Source organism: Streptomyces sp. NPDC007872 (assembly GCF_042868165.1).
In the GTDB taxonomy this organism is placed as follows: Bacteria; Actinomycetota; Actinomycetes; order Streptomycetales; family Streptomycetaceae; genus Streptomyces.
Window position 1 is genome coordinate 833,948 of sequence record NZ_JBIAEA010000004.1, and the last position, 18,129, is coordinate 852,076.

At 72.9% G+C, this 18,129-nt stretch carries 20 protein-coding genes; 11 read left to right on the forward strand and 9 right to left on the reverse strand.

Features of this window, described 5'->3' with window-relative positions; genetic code table 11:
• Window positions 1–60: 60 nt before the first annotated feature.
• Entirely contained in the window at window positions 61–810 is a 750-nt protein-coding gene (locus ACFYNX_RS18370) for a TIGR00730 family Rossman fold protein (protein ID WP_121833362.1), read from the forward strand.
• Window positions 811–860: 50 nt separating this feature from the next.
• Here the strand turns inward: ACFYNX_RS18370 and folP are convergent, their stop codons facing one another.
• Window positions 861–1,721 carry a dihydropteroate synthase gene (folP, locus tag ACFYNX_RS18375; protein WP_125657732.1) on the reverse strand — a complete coding sequence of 287 codons (861 nt, stop codon included), beginning with the start codon at window positions 1,719–1,721 and terminating at the stop codon, window positions 861–863.
• A 103-nt stretch (window positions 1,722–1,824) separates the two neighbouring features.
• Between folP and ACFYNX_RS18380 the strand changes: the two genes are divergently transcribed.
• Together ACFYNX_RS18380 and ACFYNX_RS18385 are read left to right on the forward strand one after the other, a co-directional pair.
• Complete coding sequence (locus ACFYNX_RS18380; RefSeq protein WP_388662495.1) at window positions 1,825–2,268, forward strand: hypothetical protein; 444 nt, start codon at window positions 1,825–1,827, stop codon at window positions 2,266–2,268.
• Complete coding sequence (locus ACFYNX_RS18385) at window positions 2,265–2,891, forward strand: DNA-3-methyladenine glycosylase I (RefSeq protein ID WP_365541152.1); 627 nt, start codon at window positions 2,265–2,267, stop codon at window positions 2,889–2,891. The genes ACFYNX_RS18380 and ACFYNX_RS18385 overlap by 4 nt, the downstream gene beginning before the upstream one ends.
• On the opposite strand, the gene ACFYNX_RS18390 is transcribed toward ACFYNX_RS18385, so the two are convergent.
• Window positions 2,888–3,691 (reverse strand): enoyl-CoA hydratase/isomerase family protein, encoded by an 804-nt coding sequence (locus ACFYNX_RS18390; RefSeq protein ID WP_388662497.1) that lies wholly within the window; start codon window positions 3,689–3,691, stop codon window positions 2,888–2,890. The genes ACFYNX_RS18385 and ACFYNX_RS18390 overlap by 4 nt on opposite strands.
• 311 nt (window positions 3,692–4,002) lie before the next feature.
• On the opposite strand from ACFYNX_RS18390, the gene ACFYNX_RS18395 reads away from it, so the two are divergent.
• Window positions 4,003–4,170 (forward strand): DUF3117 domain-containing protein, encoded by a 168-nt coding sequence (locus tag ACFYNX_RS18395; RefSeq protein ID WP_009997451.1) that lies wholly within the window; start codon window positions 4,003–4,005, stop codon window positions 4,168–4,170.
• Between the two features lie 133 nt (window positions 4,171–4,303).
• Here ACFYNX_RS18395 and ACFYNX_RS18400 read toward each other — a convergent pair whose 3' ends face one another.
• Window positions 4,304–4,969 (reverse strand): O-methyltransferase, encoded by a 666-nt coding sequence (locus tag ACFYNX_RS18400; RefSeq protein WP_125657744.1) that lies wholly within the window; start codon window positions 4,967–4,969, stop codon window positions 4,304–4,306.
• Between the two features lie 141 nt (window positions 4,970–5,110).
• Between ACFYNX_RS18400 and sigE the strand changes: the two genes are divergently transcribed.
• The 5 genes from sigE to ACFYNX_RS18425 all read left to right on the forward strand — a co-directional run bounded on the left by sigE (window position 5,111) and on the right by ACFYNX_RS18425 (window position 9,844).
• The gene (sigE, locus tag ACFYNX_RS18405) at window positions 5,111–5,869 is read left to right on the forward strand and encodes an RNA polymerase sigma factor SigE (RefSeq protein WP_125657747.1); all 759 of its coding nucleotides are present in this window, start codon (window positions 5,111–5,113) and stop codon (window positions 5,867–5,869) included.
• Complete coding sequence (locus tag ACFYNX_RS18410) at window positions 5,866–6,822, forward strand: anti-sigma factor family protein (protein WP_388662500.1); 957 nt, start codon at window positions 5,866–5,868, stop codon at window positions 6,820–6,822. Before sigE ends, ACFYNX_RS18410 begins: the two co-directional genes overlap by 4 nt.
• A 76-nt stretch (window positions 6,823–6,898) precedes the next feature.
• On the forward strand, window positions 6,899–8,584 hold the full coding sequence (locus ACFYNX_RS18415; protein ID WP_388662502.1) for a trypsin-like peptidase domain-containing protein: 1,686 nt from the start codon (window positions 6,899–6,901) through the stop codon (window positions 8,582–8,584).
• A 91-nt stretch (window positions 8,585–8,675) separates the two neighbouring features.
• The gene (locus ACFYNX_RS18420) at window positions 8,676–9,143 is read left to right on the forward strand and encodes a sec-independent translocase (protein WP_388662504.1); all 468 of its coding nucleotides are present in this window, start codon (window positions 8,676–8,678) and stop codon (window positions 9,141–9,143) included.
• A gap of 74 nt (window positions 9,144–9,217) precedes the next feature.
• Entirely contained in the window at window positions 9,218–9,844 is a 627-nt protein-coding gene (locus ACFYNX_RS18425; protein WP_365541160.1) for a hypothetical protein, read from the forward strand.
• A 52-nt stretch (window positions 9,845–9,896) separates the two neighbouring features.
• On the opposite strand, the gene ACFYNX_RS18430 is transcribed toward ACFYNX_RS18425, so the two are convergent.
• Genes ACFYNX_RS18430 through ACFYNX_RS18440 form a run of 3 tightly spaced genes read right to left on the reverse strand, consistent with a single transcriptional unit; the run spans window position 9,897 to window position 12,913 of the window.
• A complete protein-coding gene (locus tag ACFYNX_RS18430) occupies window positions 9,897–11,030 on the reverse strand; it encodes an Mrp/NBP35 family ATP-binding protein (RefSeq protein ID WP_125657759.1) in 1,134 nt (377 codons plus the stop codon).
• A 43-nt stretch (window positions 11,031–11,073) separates the two neighbouring features.
• Window positions 11,074–11,637, reverse strand: a complete 564-nt coding sequence (locus tag ACFYNX_RS18435; RefSeq protein WP_388662507.1) for a DUF1003 domain-containing protein — start codon at window positions 11,635–11,637, stop codon at window positions 11,074–11,076.
• Entirely contained in the window at window positions 11,627–12,913 is a 1,287-nt protein-coding gene (locus ACFYNX_RS18440; protein ID WP_365541163.1) for a magnesium transporter MgtE N-terminal domain-containing protein, read from the reverse strand. Before ACFYNX_RS18440 ends, ACFYNX_RS18435 begins: the two co-directional genes overlap by 11 nt.
• A gap of 286 nt (window positions 12,914–13,199) precedes the next feature.
• Here ACFYNX_RS18440 and ACFYNX_RS18445 point away from each other — a divergent pair, with 286 nt between their 5' ends.
• Complete coding sequence (locus ACFYNX_RS18445) at window positions 13,200–13,955, forward strand: hypothetical protein (protein WP_125657768.1); 756 nt, start codon at window positions 13,200–13,202, stop codon at window positions 13,953–13,955.
• A gap of 12 nt (window positions 13,956–13,967) precedes the next feature.
• On the opposite strand, the gene ACFYNX_RS18450 is transcribed toward ACFYNX_RS18445, so the two are convergent.
• Both ACFYNX_RS18450 and ACFYNX_RS18455 read right to left on the reverse strand, forming a co-directional pair.
• The gene (locus ACFYNX_RS18450; protein ID WP_388662509.1) at window positions 13,968–14,477 is read right to left on the reverse strand and encodes a hypothetical protein; all 510 of its coding nucleotides are present in this window, start codon (window positions 14,475–14,477) and stop codon (window positions 13,968–13,970) included.
• 24 nt (window positions 14,478–14,501) lie between these two features.
• A complete protein-coding gene (locus ACFYNX_RS18455) occupies window positions 14,502–15,629 on the reverse strand; it encodes a magnesium and cobalt transport protein CorA (RefSeq protein ID WP_356542446.1) in 1,128 nt (375 codons plus the stop codon).
• Window positions 15,630–16,102: 473 nt separating this feature from the next.
• Here ACFYNX_RS18455 and ACFYNX_RS18460 point away from each other — a divergent pair, with 473 nt between their 5' ends.
• A complete protein-coding gene (locus tag ACFYNX_RS18460; protein ID WP_388662512.1) occupies window positions 16,103–16,687 on the forward strand; it encodes a suppressor of fused domain protein in 585 nt (194 codons plus the stop codon).
• Between the two features lie 28 nt (window positions 16,688–16,715).
• On the opposite strand, the gene ACFYNX_RS18465 is transcribed toward ACFYNX_RS18460, so the two are convergent.
• Window positions 16,716–17,957, reverse strand: a complete 1,242-nt coding sequence (locus ACFYNX_RS18465) for an MFS transporter (RefSeq protein WP_388662514.1) — start codon at window positions 17,955–17,957, stop codon at window positions 16,716–16,718.
• Window positions 17,958–18,129 lie beyond the last annotated feature (172 nt).

Here is an 18,129-nt window from a genome sequence, read left to right on the forward strand (position 1 = left end):
CGGACCAGAAGATCAGTCGGCGGTCCACGACGGGCCGCCGGTCGGCGGAGGGAGCAGGCCATGGGCATTCCCGAGGGAGTGGCGAAGCCCGAGGAGCAGCGTCAGGGCCCGGTGCTCAGGCGCAGGGACCAGGTCCAGCCGGGCACGGCGGACCAGCGGCTGCTCGACACCGAGGGCGACTCGGAATGGGTGCACACCGACCCCTGGCGGGTCATGCGCATCCAGTCCGAGTTCGTCGAGGGGTTCGGCGCCCTCGCCGAACTGCCGAGCGCGATCAGCGTCTTCGGCTCGGCCCGCACCAAGCCGGACTCGCCCGAGTACGAGGCGGGCGTGCGGCTCGGCCGGGCTCTCGTCGAGGCGGGCTTCGCGGTCATCACGGGCGGCGGCCCCGGCGCCATGGAGGCGGCCAACAAGGGCGCCAGCGAGGCCAAGGGCGTCTCGGTCGGCCTCGGCATCGAGCTGCCCTTCGAACAGGGCCTCAACCCGTACGTCGACATCGGCATGAACTTCCGGTACTTCTTCGTCAGGAAGACGATGTTCGTGAAGTACGCCCAGGGGTTCGTGGTGCTGCCCGGCGGCCTCGGCACCCTCGACGAGCTCTTCGAGGCGCTCACCCTGGTGCAGACCCGCAAGGTCACCCGCTTCCCGATCGTCCTGTTCGGGACGGAGTACTGGAAGGGTCTCGTCGACTGGCTGCGCGACGCGGTCGTCGCGGGCGGCAAGGCCGCGGAGCAGGACCTGCTGCTCTTCCACGTCACGGACGACGTGGAGGAGGCGGTCGCGCTGGTGAGCAAGGAGACCGGCAAGTAGGACCGGTCCGCTTCCGGGGGCGCCGTACCGCGGCGCCCCCTCTCGCCGCCCTACGCCAGTCCGCGCCGCGCCACGGCCGGCGGACGGTGACCGGCGATGGACGCCACCATGTCCAGCACCTGCCTGGTCTCCGCGACCTCGTGCACCCGGTACACCCGGGCCCCCAGCCACGCGGAGACGGCCGTCGTCGCCAGGGTGCCGAGCAGCCGCTCCTGCACCGGGCGGTCCAGGGTCTCGCCCACGAAGTCCTTGTTGGACAGGGACACCAGCACCGGCCAGCCGGTCTCCGCCATCTCGCCGAGCCGCCGGGTCGCCTCCAGGCTGTGCCGGGTGTTCTTCCCGAAGTCGTGTCCCGGGTCGATCATGATCCCGTCGCGGCGCACCCCCAGCGCGGCCGCCCGCTCCGCGAGGCCCACGGTCACCCGCAGGACGTCGGCCATCACGTCCTCGTACTCCACCCGGTGCGGCCGGGTCCGCGGCTCCGCGCCCCCCGCGTGGGTGCAGACGAGCCCCGCCCCGTACGTCGCCGCCACCTCCGCGAGCCGCGGGTCGACCCCGCCCCACGCGTCGTTCAGGACGTCCGCCCCGGCCTCGCAGACCGCCTCGCCGACGTCCGCCCGCCAGGTGTCCACGCTGATCACCACGTCCGGGTGGCGCCTGCGGACCTCGGCGACGAAGCCGACCGTGCGCCGCGCCTCCTCCTCGGCCGTCACCTCCTCGCCGGGGCCCGCCTTCACCCCGCCGATGTCGACGATCGCCGCCCCCTCGGCCACGGCCTGCTCGACCCGGGCGAGCGCGGGCTCGTCCAGGAAGGTCGCGCCCCGGTCGTAGAAGGAGTCCGGGGTCCGGTTCACGATCGCCATGACCACCGGCTCGTGCGGCCCGAACTCACGCCGTCCCAAGCGCAGCATCCCTCTTGTCCTCCCTCGCGTCCGTTCGCCTGCGACCCTAACCGTCGGTGACGCATGGCACGATCGGCACCGGACGGTTTCCACTCCGGGAAGAGGCACGCAGGTGTTCTGGTTTCTGCTCATCACGATGGTCGTGGTCGTCGCCGCGGTGACCCTGGCCGTGGTCGGCGGCGGTGAGAGCGAGGTGCTGTCCGAGGCGGCGCCCGAGCAGCTCGTCGACCCCCTGCCGGTCGCCCGGCCGGTCGACCGCGCCGACGTCGAGGCGCTCCGCCTCCCGGTCGCCGCCCGGGGTTACCGGATGGCGGACGTGGACGACGTCCTGGTCCGCCTCGGCGCGGAGCTGGCCGAGCGGGACGCCCGGATCGCGGAACTTGAGGAGGCGCTCACGGGCGGGGGAGGGGGCACGGGTCCGGGCCTCGGTCCCGCCTCCGGCTCGGGTCCCGGCTCCGGCTCGGACTCCGGTCCCGCCTCCGGCTCCGATCCCCTCCCCGGCTCCGGCTCCCGTCCCCTCCCCGGCTCCGGCGACGCCGAAGGCGGCCGCCCGTGACCGGCACGGGGACGCTCATCGGCCCGGACGGCCTCGCGCGCTGCCCCTGGGGCCTGTCGACCGAGGACTACGTGGCGTACCACGACGAGGAGTGGGGCCGCCCGGTCCACGGCGACGACGCGCTCTTCGAGCGCCTCTGCCTGGAGGCCTTCCAGTCGGGCCTGTCCTGGATCACCATCCTGCGCCGCCGCGAGGGCTTCCGGCGCGCCTTCGCGGACTTCGGCATCGCCGCCGTCGCGGCCTTCGGCGACGCGGACCGCGAGCGGCTCCTCCTGGACGCGGGCATCATCCGCAACCGGGCCAAGATCGACGCCACCCTCGCCAACGCGAAGCTGCTCGCCACCTGGGAGCCGGGCGAACTCGACGCCCTGATCTGGTCGTACGCCCCCGATCCGGCGACCCGCCCGGCCCCGCGCACGTTCGCCGACGTCCCGGCGGTCACCGACGAGTCCACGGCCCTGTCCAAGGCCCTCAAGAAGCGCGGCGTCCGCTTCGTCGGCCCCACCACGGCCTACGCCCTGATGCAGGCCTGCGGCCTGGTCGACGACCACCTCGCGGACTGCGCGGCCCGGGGCGGCGGCCTCGCCGCCACCCCGGGGAAGGCCCCGGCGGAGACCGTCTAGCGGCCCAGGTAGACCGGCTTCTCCTTGGCGACGAAGGCGCGGACCGCGATGGTGTGGTCCTCCGACGCGCCCGCCAGGGTCTGGAGCTCCTCCTCCTTGTCCAGGGCCTCGGAGAGCGAGTGGTCGGCGCCGTACGCGAGGGACTCCTTCAGGGCCGCGTACGCCACCGTCGGGCCGTCCGCGAGGGCGCGGGCCGTCTTCGCGGCCTCGGCGGCGAGGTCGGCGGCCGGGACCAGGCGGTTCGCGATGCCCAGCTCGTACGCTTCCCGGGCACTGATCGAGCGCGGGAAGAGCAGCAGGTCGGAGGCGCGGCTCGCGCCGATCAGGCGCGGCAGCGTCCAGGACACGCCCGAGTCGGCGGTGAGCGCGACGCCCGCGAAGGAGGTGTTGAAGGAGGCCGTCTCCGCGACCACCCGGTAGTCCGCCGCGAGCGCGAAGCCGAAGCCGGCCCCCGCCGCGACGCCGTTCACGCCCGCGACCACCGGCTTCCGCATGCCGGCGAACGCCCGGACGATCGGGTTGTAGTGGTCGCGGACCGTGTTCATGGTGTCGCGCGTGCCGGACTCCTGGTCCGCCAGGAGCAGCCCCACGTGCTCCTTCAGGTCCTGCCCGACGCAGAACGCCCGGTCCCCGGCCGCCGTGAGCAGCACCGCCCGTACGGCGGGGTCCGACGCGGCCGTCTCCGCCGCGTCCCTGAGGGCGACCTTGGTCGCCACGTTCAGGGCGTTCATGGCCTCGGGCCGGTTGAGCGTGATGGTGGCGAGCCCGTCGCTCACCTCGTACAGCACCGTGTCGGCCATGGGTTTCCTCCGCCTCGTCGCGTGGTTGACCAGCACAGCATGGCGGAGATCACCCCCGCCGCACATGTGAGCTGCGTCAAAGAAAGGGGGTGGCCGACCGGACGCCGGGCGGCGAAGTATCGCAGGCCGATCGCCGAAATGTGGGGTTATGAGAGAGCGCGTTGCGCAAGCGATGCCATTCGATGTTGGTCATCGGGTCCTGCCATGCGGGATAATGACCTGGAAGCAATGTGTTCGAAGCCGGTGACGCGTGCTCCACACCAAGGAGCTGCCCGGTTGCCGATGGGCTGGTTTCAGGAAGGGGAACAAGCATGGCGGCCATGAAGCCGCGGACGGGTGACGGCCCGCTCGAGGTGACCAAGGAGGGGCGGGGCATCGTCATGCGCGTTCCGCTCGAAGGCGGCGGTCGGCTTGTCGTCGAGCTGACTCCCGACGAGGCCGAGGCACTCGGCGACGCCCTCAAGAAGGTCGTCGGCTGACCCTCTCTCCAGGATTTCCACCGCCGCCCCGGCACGGTCCGCCGTGCCGGGGCGGCGGTGTCTCCGGGATCCGTACGGCCTCAGGGGGCGGTCCCTTCGGAAAGGGGTACGGCTCCGGGACCGGTGGAACCGGTCAGCCGCGGCGCACCGCGCACAGCAGGCCGTCGCCCACCGGCAGCAGCGAGGCCACCAGGTCCTGGCTCTCCCGCACCGCCCGCAGCAGCTCGCGGACCCGCTGGACCTCCGCCGGCTGCGCCGACGAGTCGATCGTCCGGCCGTCCGCGAAGACGCCCTCGAAGCAGACCAGGCCCCCGGGTCGCAGCAGGCGCAACGATTCAGCGAGGTAGTCCAGGTACTCGAGCCGGTCGCCGTCGCAGAACACGAGGTCGTACCCGCCGTCCGCGAGCCGGGGCAGCACGTCCAGGGCGCGGCCGGGGATGAACCGGGCCCGGTTGCCCGCGAAGCCCGCCGCGCGGAAGGCCGTCTTGGCCACCTGCTGCCGCTCCGGCTGGAGGTCCACGGTCGTCAGGACCCCGTCCGGCCGCATCCCGAGCAGCAGGTAGATGCCCGACACGCCCGTACCGGTGCCGATCTCCGCCACCGCCTTGGCGTCCGCCGTCGCGGCGAGCAGGCGCAGCGCCCCGCCGGTGCCCGGCGACACCGAGGGGAGCCCTGCCTCGTGGGCCCGCTCACGGGCCCAGCGCAGTGCTTCGTCCTCGGCGACAAAGGCGTCGGCGAACGCCCAGCTCGTCTGCCGGTTGGCGGTAATGGCCCTCTCCTGTCCCCGTAGTTGACGCAACGGTGACTGTATCCGCTGCCGGCGGGAACCCGCAGATGGGACCGGGCGTTCACCAGGGGAGGGACGCGACGGAGGCAGCCGGGCGAGCCGGTTCCAAATTCGCGTAAAGATTCTTATCCGGAACTAACGGGCGAGGTGGCTATGGTAGGGGCTCCACTGGACACCACCAGAGCCGACAGGGGAGGTGCGGCTGCGCCTGGGGATCGGGGAGGAGTGCTTCGGCGCCTTCTCAGGTCGGCGGGTGAGCCGAAATCCGTGACCGACACCGCTGACCGTTCCCGCACCGCGGACTCCGCACCCACCACGGCGACCTTCGCATCGGATGCGGAATCGCAGGCGTGGACCCCTCCCACCTGGGAGGAGATCGTCAGCACGCACAGTGGCCGGGTCTACCGCCTCGCCTACCGCCTCACGGGCAACCAGCACGACGCCGAGGACCTCACCCAGGAGGTCTTCGTCCGCGTCTTCCGCTCGCTGTCGACGTACACGCCGGGCACCTTCGAGGGCTGGCTCCACCGCATCACCACCAACCTCTTCCTCGACATGGTCCGCCGCAAGCAGCGCATCCGCTTCGACGCGCTCGCCGACGACGCCGCCGAGCGGCTGCCCAGCCGCGAGCCCTCGCCGCAGCAGGCCTTCAACGACACGCACTTCGACGCCGACGTGCAGCAGGCCCTCGACACCCTCGCGCCCGAGTTCCGCGCGGCCGTCGTCCTCTGCGACATCGAAGGACTGTCGTACGAGGAGATCGCCGCGACCCTCGGCGTGAAGCTCGGCACCGTCCGCAGCCGGATCCACCGCGGGCGCTCCCACCTCCGCAAGGCGCTCAAGCACCGCTCGCCCGAGGCCCGGGCGGAGCGTGCGCTCGCCTCCGTCGGATGGGAGGCGGGCACAGCGTGAGCGGCACACTCCCCACGTCACCGACCCCCGCGGAGCACCACCTCGGGGACCGGCTCGCCGCGCTCGTCGACGGCGAGCTGGGGCACGACGCCCGCGAGCGGGTCCTCGCCCACCTGGCGACCTGCGCCCGCTGCAAGGCCGAGGCCGACGCGCAGCGCACCCTCAAGAGCGTCTTCGCCTCCGCGGCGCCCCCACCGCCCTCCGAGGGCTTCCTCGCCCGCCTCCAGGGACTTCCGGGAGGACCCGGCGAACCGTCGGGGGATCCCGGGGGCTTCGGCGGCCCGGGCGGCCCGGGCGGCCTCAGGGGTTCCGGGGGTCCCAAAAGCCCCTTCGAGGAACTCCTCGGCACCCGGGGGGTGAAGTCGGACGGCTTCGCCACGGCGGCGGCCGTCACCCCGCACCCCGGGGGACCCGCCACGGGCTTCCGCATACACGAGGTCGGTGACCGCTCCCCGGGATCCGGCGGACGCGGTCGGCGGTTCGCCTTCGCGGCGGCCAGCGCCGTCTCGTTCGCGGCCATCGCCCTCGGCGGCACGCTGCCGCTGGACGCGTCGGTGAGCGCGGCCGGGCGCGGCGCCCAGGGCACGGGCAGCGCGGTCACCCCGCTGCGCACCACCACCGCGGGCGGCGGCACGGGCACGCCCCTCGCCCGCGGCACGCGCTCCGGCGAGCGCACGGGCGCCCAGGCGCTCGTCGCCGCCGAGCCGCTCGCCGCGCTCGCCCCGGCGGCGGTTCCGCGGGGTCCCGTGGCGGCCGTGGTCCCGTTGACGGCCGGGCACTCCTTCGTCTCGCCCCGGGTGGCCGTGGGCCTCGCATACCCGCCTTCCCGTCCCCCACTCCCCCTCTCTCCGTTCGTGCGGGCGGCGGGTCCGGTGGTCCTTCCGCCGGCCCTCGCTCCCGGACCCGGTCCGGCGCCGGGCCCGACGACCGGGCCGCTCGGCTCCCCCCGTTGACCCGCGACCTGGTTGAATCCAGGGGGAGTGGCGCCCGACCCAGGGGCGCGGACGGGTCAGCGGTTGCGGGGAGAGCATGAACAACGGGAAGCCGAACTGGTGGAGCCGTCCTTCGAGCACACCGGAGGCGGCGCGGATACCCGCGCCGTCTCCGTCCGGTGAGGGCGACGGCGACTTTCCCCTGCCCGCACCACAGCCGCCGACGGCCCCGGAGCCGCCGACGGCGACCGCCCCGGCCGGCCCCGAGGCCATCGCGCCCGCCGGAGCCGCCGGGACCGACCCCGAGGCCGTCGCCCCCTCCGTCGTCCTGACCAAGGGTGAGCCGCAGGACCGGGAACCGGCACAGGAGCAGGACCGGGCCCCGGCGACCGAGGCCGCCCCCGCGCCGCAGGAGCAGCCGCAGGCCGCCGCCCGGCCCCTGCACGCCCCCGACGAGTACCGGACGCCGCCCTACGGCGAGCCCGGGCCGTGGGCGCCCGCGCCGCCCGTGCAGCGGCCCCCGTCCCCCGTACCGCCCCAGCAGGGCCCCGTACCGCCCCAGGCGCACCCCCAGCACCAGCCGCACCCGCAGGGGCCCGCGCCCTGGGGGCAGTACGACCCCTGGGGCGTCGGCGGGCCCGCCTTCCCACCCCCGCCCGCGAAGCGGTCCCGCAAGGGGCTCGCCGTCGCCGGGGCGCTCGTCTTCGCTCTGATCACCGGCGTCATCGGCGGCGGCATCGGTGCGTACGTCGAGCGCAACGGCGGGCTCACCGCCGTCGAACTGCCCCAGGCCGCCGCCGAGGACACCGGCCGCGCCCCCGACAGCGTGGCCGGGATCGCCGCCAGCGCCCTGCCCGGCGTGGTCACCCTGCACGTCAAGGGCAGCGGTTCGTCCGGCACCGGCACCGGCTTCGTCCTGGACACCCGGGGCCACATCCTCACCAACAACCACGTCGTGGACGGCGCCCGGTCCTCCGCGGACATCTCGGTGACCTTCTCCAGCGGCGAGACCGCCCGCGCCAAGCTCGTCGGCAAGGACACCGGCTACGACCTGGCCGTCGTCCAGGTCACCGGCGTCTCCGGCCTCAAGGCCCTGCCCCTCGGCAACTCCGACAACGTGCGCGTCGGCGACCCCGTCGTCGCCATCGGCGCCCCCTTCGACCTCTCCAACACCGTGACCTCCGGCATCATCAGCGCCAAGGAGCGCCCGATCACCGCCGGCGGCGAGAAGGGCGACGGCAGCGACATCAGCTACGTCGACGCGCTCCAGACCGACGCCCCCATCAACCCCGGCAACTCCGGCGGGCCCCTCCTCGATTCCAAGGCCCGGGTCATCGGCATCAACAGCGCGATCCGCGCGGCCGGCGGCTCCGGCGACGGCGAGGGCGAGGGCGCGAGCCAGCCCGGCTCCATCGGCCTCGGCTTCGCCATACCGATCAACCAGGGCAAGCGGGTCGCCGAGGAGCTCATCAGCACCGGCAAGGCGACCCACCCGGTCATCGGCGTGAGCCTCGACATGCAGTACAACGGCGACGGCGCCCGCGTCGGCGAGAAGGGCAAGGACGGCACCGCCTCCGTCACGCCCGGCGGCCCGGCCGCCCGGGCGGGGCTCCGGTCCGGCGACGTCATCACCGAGGTCGACGGCCAGCGGGTGCACAACGGCGAGGAGCTCATCGTGAAGATCCGCGCCCACCGTCCCGGCGACCGTCTGGAGCTCACCCTGCGCCGCGACGGCAAAGAGCTGACAAAGACGTTGACGCTCGGCTCCTCGCAGGGCACCTGAGCGCCATGCGGCGGACACCGCGAGGTACCCGCCCGGCAGTTTCGGCGGGTACCGTGGACCGGGCCCCGGACCGGCGTGAAGGAGCTACTAGGTGTTCAGCGACATAGGCGCACTCGAGCTGGTGACGCTCGTGGTCCTCGCCGTGCTCGTCTTCGGGCCGGACAAGCTCCCGAAGGTGATCCAGGACGTCTCGCGCTTCATCCGGAAGGTCCGCGAGTTCTCCGACAGCGCGAAGAACGACATCCGCAGCGAGCTGGGACCGGAGTTCAAGGACTTCGAGTTCGAGGACCTCAACCCCAAGACGTTCCTCCGCAAGCAGTTGGAGAACAACGAGGACCTCAGGGAGCTCAAGGACCTGCGCGGCACCTTCGACCTCAAGAAGGAGATGAACGAGGTCGCCGACGCGGTCCACGGCCGCGAGACCCTGCCCGCCGTCAACGGCTCGGCGACCGGCGGGGCGGCGGCCGGCGGGACGCCGGCGGGCACCCCGGACCTCCTCAAGAAGCGGGACGAACCGGGCGCCGCCGAGCGCCCCCCGTACGACTCCGACGCGACCTGACGACGGGCTGTCACCGCCCCGGCGCGTACCGGTGGCTATCCTCGCTCTGTTGACGGAACGAGGAGGCGGCCGAGATGGAGACCACGACCCGGGTGGAGGGCATGCCCGTGGCCCGGCGGATCGACGAGGGCTTCCTGCGGGCGCCCTTCGCCTGGTACGGCCTCGACGAGGCCTTCACCGGGCCACGGCGACTGATGCAGGTCGGCACGGCGGCGGACGGCAGCGTGCAGCACGGATCGATCGGGCACGGTGACACGCCGTCGATAAGGTCGGACGCGAGCGGTGCGGAGAAGGAGCGTTTCGCCGTCGTCGTGACGGTCGCGGCGAGCCCCGTCCGGCGGACCGGGGACGGGACGGGCGTCCTCGACGCCACCACGGTCTCCTCCGCGGCCTGGCTGGCCGGTTCCGGACTGCTCGTGCACACCTGGCCGGCCTCGCTGGACCACGTGACCCGCGACCACTGGCTGGACCAGCAGACCGAGACGGCCTTCGAGCTCGCCGACGACCTCGACGGGCCCGCCTGGACGACGCTCTCGCTGCCCGTGGACGGGGTGCCGGTGCCGTTCCACTACCGCGAGTCCGAGTTCGGCTGGGTCCTGGCCGGGTCGGCGGCGGGCGTGCACCTGGGGGCGTACGGGCGGGGGATGAGCGCGTACGGGCTCGGGTTCGCGCAGATCAAGGACCTCGACGCGTACGCCTGAGAACGGCGGAAGGGCGCCCCGGCGAACCGGGGCGCCCTTCTTCGTGACCCGCTCAGAACTTGTTGCGCGGCGTGATGCCCAGGCTCATGCCCGACAGGCCGCGCTGGCGGCCGCCCAGCTTGCCGGCGATGGCGCGGAGCGCCGCGCCCGCGGGGGAGTCCGGGTCGGACAGGACGACCGGCCTGCCGTCGTCGCCGCCCTCGCGCAGCCGCACGTCGATCGGGATCGAGCCGAGGACCGGGACGGTCGCGCCCGTGGTCTGCGTCAGGCCGTCCGCGACCTTCTGGCCGCCTCCGGTGCCGAACACGTCCACCATCTCGTCGCAGTGCGGACACGGCAGGCCCGCCATGTTCTCCACGACGCCGACGATCTTCTGGTGCGTCTGGACGGCGATCGAGCCGGCCCGCTCGGCGACCTCGGCCGCCGCCTGCTGCGGGGTCGTGACGACCAGGATCTCCGCGTTCGGCACGAGCTGCGCGACCGAGATCGCGATGTCGCCGGTGCCCGGCGGCAGGTCGAGGAGGAGGACGTCCAGGTCGCCCCAGTACACGTCCGCGAGGAACTGCTGGAGCGCGCGGTGCAGCATCGGGCCGCGCCACACCACCGGCGCGTTGCCCGGGGTGAACATGCCGATCGAGATGACCTTCACGCCGTTCGCCGACGGCGGCATGATCATGTTCTCGACCTGGGTCGGAAGGCCGTCCGCGCCCAGCATCCGGGGCACGCTGTGGCCGTAGATGTCGGCGTCGACGACGCCGACCTTCAGGCCGTCGGCGGCCATCGCCGCGGCCAGGTTCACGGTGACGGAGGACTTGCCGACACCGCCCTTGCCGGACGCCACCGCGTAGACCCGGGTCAGCGAGCCGGGCTTGGCGAACGGCACCTCGCGCTCGGCGGTCGTGCCGCGCAGCGCGGCCGCCAGCTCCTTGCGCTGCTCGTCGCTCATCACGTCCAGCGAGACGTCGACGCCGGTGACGCCCTCGACCCGGGAGACGGCCTCGGTCACGCGCTGCGTGATGGTGTCGCGCATCGGGCACCCGGAGACCGTCAGGTAGACCGTGACGGCGACCCTGCCGTCCGGTTCGATCTCCACCGACTTGACCATGCCGAGCTCAGTGATCGGCTTGTTGATCTCGGGGTCGTTCACCGTCGCCAGTGCTTCGAGCACCGCGTCTTCCGTAGCCATACCGACGATGGTACGGCGCGGAGCGCCGGCCCACGTAAGGCCGTCAACGGTCGGGTACGTCACTTCCGCGCGCGTCGCCGGACGGGAATAGATCCCGGCGCTCCTCCATCTCCTTGAGGAGGTCCTGGAGCTCGGAGCGGATCCAGTCGCGCGTGGCGACCTCGCCGAGGCCCATGCGCAGCGCGGCGATCTCCCGCGTCAGGTACTCGGTGTCCGCGATCGACCGCTCGTTCTGCTTCCGGTCCTGCTCCAGGTTGACCCGGTCCCGGTCGTCCTGCCGGTTCTGGGCGAGCAGGATCAGCGGGGCCGCGTACGAGGCCTGGAGGGACAGCGCGAGCGTCAGGAAGATGAACGGGTACTCGTCGAACTTCAGCGGCCCCGGCGCGAAGATGTTCCACAGCACCCAGACGACGATCGTCAGCGTCATCCAGACGAGGAACCTGCCTGTCCCCAGGAAGCGGGCGATCCGCTCCGACAGGCGCCCGAAGGCCTCCGGGTCGTACTCCGGCAGCAGCCGGGCCCGACGCTCCCTCGGCAGGTCGAGCCGGATCCGGGGCACGGCCCGCTCGCGCTCGCGCTCCCGGTCCTGCGTGCGTTCAGCGGCCATGCCCCGCCCCCTCCTCCTCGTGGAACTCGGTCTCGCGCCAGTCGTCCGGCAGCAGGTGGTCCAGCACGTCGTCGACGGTCACCGCGCCGAGCAGGGAGCCGCTCTCGTCCACGACGGGCGCGGCGACCATGTTGTACGCGGCGAGGTAGCTGGTGACGGCCGGCAGCGGGGTGTCCGGGCCGAGCGGCGGCAGGTCGCTGTCCACGATCGAGCTGACCAGGGTGAACGGCGGGTCCCGCAGGAGCCGCTGGAAGTGCACCGTGCCCAGGTACTTCCCCGTCGGCGTCTCGTCCGGCGGCCGGCACACGTACACCTGCGCGGCAAGGGCCGGGGACAGGTCCTGCTGGCGGACCCGGGCCAGCGCGTCCGCGACGGTCGCGTCCGGCCGCAGCACGATCGGCTCCGTCGTCATCAGACCGCCCGCCGTGCGCTCCTCGTACGCCAGGAGGCGGCGCACGTCCGCCGCGTCGTCCGGCTGCATCAGGGTCAGCAGCCGCTCCTGGTCCTCCTCGGGCAGCTCGGACAGCAGGTCGGCCGCGTCGTCCGGGTCCATCGCCTCCAGGACGTCGGCCGCCCGCTCCTCCTTCAGCTTGCCGAGGATCTCGATCTGGTCGTCCTCCGGCAGCTCCTCCAGGACGTCCGCGAGCCGGTCGTCGTCGAGGGCCGCGGCCACCTCGGCGCGCCGCTTGGGGGAGAGGTGGTGCAGGGCGTTGGCCAGGTCGGCCGGGCGCAGCTTCTCGAAGGTGGCGAGCAGGTTCTCGGCGCCCTGGCCGTGCTCCTCCAGGGAGAAGCCGGTGACGGCCGACCACTCGACGGTCAGGGTCTCGCCCCGGCGGCTCAGCACCCCGCCCTTGCCCTTGCGGACGAAGACCTTGTCGATCTCCCAGTCGCGGCGGGCGGGCAACTGCTGGATGGCGACGTCGAGGACGGTGACCTCCTCGCCCTCCCGCCCGTCGCTCCCCACGAGCCGCACCCGCCGGTCCAGGAGCTCGCCGAGGACGAGCCGCTCGGTGGGGCGCTGCTCGAAGCGGCGCATGTTCACCACGCCGGTGGTGATGACCTGCCCGGACTCGACGCCGGTGATCCGGGTCATGGGCACGAAGACCCGGCGGCGGCTGAGCACCTCCACGACCATGCCGAGCAGGCGCGGCGGGCGGCGGCCGACCCGGAGCATGGCCACCAGGTCGCTGACCCGGCCGACCTGGTCGCCGACGGGGTCGAAGACGGGGACCCCCGCCAGGTGGGAGACGAAGATCCGGGGGGCGCCTGCCGCCATGCCACGCGCCTCCTCGGTGTCGCACGATTCGAGTCCTCGCAGCGCCCGGCCGGTGATCGCGGAGCGCTACCGGTTCAGGCTAGCCCGTGCCGTTCCGGCCCGCTCCGGCAGTGCCTCCGTACGGCTGCCTGCCGGGGCCGCCGGCCGGCCCGGGTACGCTGCGGTCTGCTGTTACCCCGGTACCGGAGCCGGAACCCCCGGTACCGGTAGGGGTACCGGACCCTGCCCCTCCGCCCGGCCGGGTCCCGGCGCCCGTACGCCCGCACGATCACGAGAGGCAGCGCAGATGACCGTCCGCACCCCGGCATCGCGTATCCGCGGGGCCGTCGTGCCCCTGGCGCTCTGCGCCGGACTGACGGCGGGGCTCACGGCCTGCGCCGCCGACCCGGACGAGGGGACCAACGGGGTCGGGCGGCTCGCCGCCCCCGACATCGAGCGCAAGGCGCGGACGGTGGCGGACGGGGCGAAGGCGGTGCGCCTGGCCGGCACCCTGGTCAGCAAGGGCGGCACCTTCAAGCTCAACATGCGCCTCAAGCGGGACGGCGCCAGCGGTTCGGTGACGACGCGGAACGGCACCTTCGAGCTGACGCGGGTCGGCGACACGCTCTACCTGAAGGCCGACGCCGGCTTCTGGTCCCACGGCAAGGGCGACGACAAGCCGACGGAGACGGACGTCGAGGCCGCCGAGAAGCTCGACGGCAAGTACGTGAAGGTGCCGCAGGACGACCCCTCGTACCGGCAACTGCGCGGCTTCACCGACATGAAGCCGCTGCTCGACGGCCTCATCGGGCTGCACGGCGAGAAGGTCAAGGGCGACCGCACGCGGGTCGGCGGGGTCCGCACGATCAAGGTCAAGGGCGGCGCGGACGGCGGGGGCGGCGTCCTCGACGTGTCCCTGGACGGCTCCCCGTACCCCGTGCAGTTCGCCCGGGGCGGCGGCGGGGGCGTGGTGACGCTCTCCGACTGGAACAAGGACTTCCCGCTGGCCGCGCCGACGAAGGACGAGACCGTGGACTACGGCAAGCAGCTTCCCCGCACCTGAGGAGCGCGCCCCTCAGCGGCGCTTGCGGCGCTTCAGGAGCAGCCGCGGGAGCGCGGCCGGCACGGGACGGCGGGTGGTGGCCGCCGTGGGCAGCGGTACGGCCGCCAGGGAGCCGTCCGGCAGCTCCGCGGCGACCTCGCGCGGTTCCAGCCGCACCACCCGGCACTCGCGCGCCCAGCGCTCCGGCATCGCCTCGCCGTCGGGCGCGTTGAGCCGCTTGCCCTTCAGCTCCGCGACGGCCGCGTCCCACTCCTCCGTACCGGCGGCCAGCTCGCGCACGGCGGCCGTCCAGGCGATGATCCGGCCGCCCTTGTCCTTGCTGCGGACGGTCACCTCGGCCGTGCCGCCGTCCACCAGGCCCGGCAGCGGCTGCTCGCCGGGCCCGTCGCCGACGAGGAGCGCGGCGCCGTCGTGCCAGACGTGCCAGAGCGCGCGGGCGGGCCCGGTGCCGCGCACCCACACCAGGCCGGACTTCTTGGTGGCCTCCTCGACGAGGGCGGGCCCGAGCGACTGATCGGTCATGCCCGCAGCCTATCCGCGACCGCCCTACAGCCAGCCGTTGCGCTTGAGGGTGCGGTGGATGGTGAGGCAGACCACGACGATGCCGGTGAGCACCATCGGGTAGCCGTACTTCCAGTGCAGCTCCGGCATGTGGTCGAAGTTCATGCCGTACACCCCGCAGACCGCCGTGGGGACGGCGACGATCGCCGCCCACGAGGTGATCTTGCGCATGTCCTCGTTCTGCGCGACGGTCGCCTGCGCCAGGTTGGCCTGGAGGATCGAGTTGAGCAGCTCGTCGAAGCCGACGACCTGCTCCTGGACGCGGGCGAGGTGGTCCGCGACGTCCCGGAAGTACTTCTGGATGTCCGGGTCCACGAGCCGCATCGGCCGCTCGCTGAGCAACTGCATCGGCCGCAGCAGCGGGGTGACGGCCCGCTTGAACTCCAGGACCTCGCGCTTGAGCTGATAGATCCGGCCGGTGTCCGTACCGCGCGTGGAGCCCTTCACGGCCGGCGAGAAGACGTCGATCTCCAACTGGTCGATGTCCAGCTCGACGGAGTCGGCGACCGCGATGTAGCCGTCGACGACGTGGTCCGCGATGGCGTGCAGGACGGCCGAGGGGCCCTTGGAGAGCAGCTCGGGCTCGCCCTGGAGCCGGTGGCGGAGGTTGCGCAGGGAGCCCTGCCCGCCGTGCCGGACGGTGATGACGAAGTCGGGGCCGGTGAAGCACATGACCTCGCCGGTCTCGACGACCTCGCTGGTCGCGGTGAGCTCGGCGTGCTCGACGTAGTGGATCGTCTTGAAGACGGTGAAGAGGGTGTCGTCGTACCGCTCCAGCTTGGGCCGCTGGTGGGCGTGGACGGCGTCCTCGACGGCGAGCGGGTGCAGCCCGAACTCGGCGGCGATGACGGCGAATTCGGCCTCGGTCGGCTCGTGCAGGCCGATCCAGGCGAAGCCGCCCTTCTCCCGTACGCGCCGCATCGCGCCGCGCGGGGTGAGGCACGCGTCGTCCTCGACCCGGCGCCCGTCGCGGTAGACGGCGCAGTCGACGACGGCGGTGGACGCCGAGTGGTCGCGGGTGGGGTCGTACGCGGTGTACGTGGTGGGGGTCTTGCGCAGGGGGTGCCGCAGGCTCGGACGGACGGCGGCACGCAGGTCACGGATCATCGACATGGGCATGCTCCTTCACGGAGAGGCCGTCGGCGAGCGTGGCACAGCCCGGAATGGGGACGTGGAGCTACGTCGTCCACAAAGCGGGCGGCACCGGGGGATCGCGGTGACGGCGTTCGCTACAGACATTCGCTACGGACAGGCGAGGTCGAAATGCTCTTCCGTCGTGCGAGATGCCGGAGAAGGGGGTCGCGCGGTCCGTGCGGATCGGGGGATCGCGCGGTCCTGGAGTCGCGTACCCGGAATCACCGGGAGGAAAAGCGCACCGGGCTCGGGTGCGGGGCGGAAGAGCCGCTGGTACTGCCCGACCGACTTCGGTCCATCGCAGCCCCACCTCCTCCGGCCGGTCCCCCGTGAGGGATGACGTGTGACGAGTGGTCGGGGATCCAACGCTCCCGGCCAGCGGCCAAGACTATCAGCCGACAGAGGGTCAATCCCTTCCTTTGCCCGTTCCATACGCGCTTTATGCTCAACCCATGGGAGAAGTTCTTGCTCTGGTCGAGGCCCGGTTGCGCACGGCCCTCGGGGAACCGGACGCGCGCGCCGCGGTGACGTTTCTCGGCACGGACCGGATCGAGGTGCTCCGCTTCGTCGACGGCGATCTCGTGCGGTACGCGACCCTCGGGATGTCCGCGCGGCCGATGGCCGATCCGACCGCCGTGCTCGCCGATCCGGTGAAGGGTCCGCGCGCGGAACTCGTCCTCACCGTGCGGGCGGGCCCGGCCGACACCGACAAGGTGCTGCGCCCGCTCGCGGTGCTCGCCTCCACCCCGCAGGTGGAGGGCGTGATCGTGGCCCCGGGCGCCTCGCTCGACGTGGGCGAACCGCTCTGGCCGGGCGCCCCCTTCGGTTCGGTGCTCGTCGCCGAGTCGGGCGGCCTGGTGGAGGACCTGGAGCTGGACGAGCCGATGGACCCGGTGCGGTTCCTGCCGCTGCTGCCGATGACCTCGAACGAGGCGGCGTGGAAGCGGGTGCACGGGGCGCAGGCCCTGGAGGAGCGCTGGCTGGCGCACGGGACGGACCTGCGCGATCCCCTGCGCAGGTCCGTGCCTCTCGACTGACGGGCCCGTAAGCCCTTCGCGCCGACGGTCAGTTGGCGAAGACGCCGACGCCGTCCTCGGTGGCGTGCTTCGGGGCCAGCTCCTCGGCCTCGTGGGTGAGGGAGGCGCGGCGGACCGTGACGACGACGGCGCCGAGCAGCGCCGCCGCGCCGGCCACCGCGAACGGCACGTGGACGTCGGTCCACTCCTCGATCTTCGGGGCGAAGTACGGGGCGGCCGCCGCGGCGAACCAGCGGACGAAGTTGTAGCCCGCGCTCGCGACCGGGCGCGGGGCGTCCGAGACGCCGAGGGCCAGTTCGGTGAAGACGGTGTTGTTGACGCCGATGAACGCGCCCGACAGGACCGTGCAGACGATCGCGGTGGTGTGGCCGCCGTAGCCGAGCACCACGACGTCCGCCGCGAGCAGCACCAGTGAGCCGGTGAGCACCGTGAGCGAGCCGAACCGGCGCTGGAGCCGGGGTGCGACGAGCACCGAGAAGACGGCGAGCAGCACGCCCCAGGCGAAGAACACCGCGCCGGACTTGTACGGCGTCATGTTCAGCACGAACGGGGTGAAGGCGAGGACCGTGAAGAACGCGTAGTTGTAGAAGAACGCGGCCGCCGCGGCCGAGGCGAGGCCGCCGTGGCCCAGGGCCCGGACCGGGTCGAGCAGCGAGGTCTTCCGGGCCGGCTTCGGCTGCTCCCCGAGGAAGGCCGCGATGCAGAGGAAGCCGACCGCCATCAGGGCGGCGGTGCCGAAGAAGGGGTAGCGCCAGCTCGCGTCGCCGAGGACCGCGCCGAGCAGCGGCCCGCAGGCCATGCCGAGGCCGAGCGCCGACTCGTAGAGCAGGATCGCCGCCGCGCTGCCGCCGGCCGCCGCGCCGACGATGACGGCGAGCGAGGTCGAGACGAAGAGCGCGTTGCCGAGGCCCCAGCCGGCCCGGAAGCCGACGAGCTGTCCGACGGTGTCGGAGGTGCCGGCGAGGGCGGCGAAGACGACGACGAGCGCGAGCCCGGCGAGCAGGGTCCTGCGGCCGCCGATGCGGCTGGAGACGAAGCCGGTGACCAGCATCGCGACGGCGGTGATCAGGAAGTACGAGGTGAAGAGCAGCGACACCTGGCTCGGGGTCGCGTGCAGGCCCTGCGCGATCGACGGCAGGATCGGGTCGACGAGGCCGATGCCCATGAAGGCGACGACCGAGGCGCCGGCCGTGGCCCAGACGGCGGGGGGCTGGCGCAGGATGCTCCCGCCCGCGGGTGCGTCCCCGGTGGGTGCCGCTTCTCTCTCCATGGGTGCTGTCCCTCCGTGGTGACCGGATGAGTGCGATATACACAGAATAAGTTAGACGGCCTAATGAGTGCAAGCTACATCTATATGGGGAGGCGGTGTGCGGGTATAGCGGAAGGGACGTGCGAGTGGGCGGCCCGTGCCGGACGGGTGATCGTTCGGGGTCGTCCTTGAC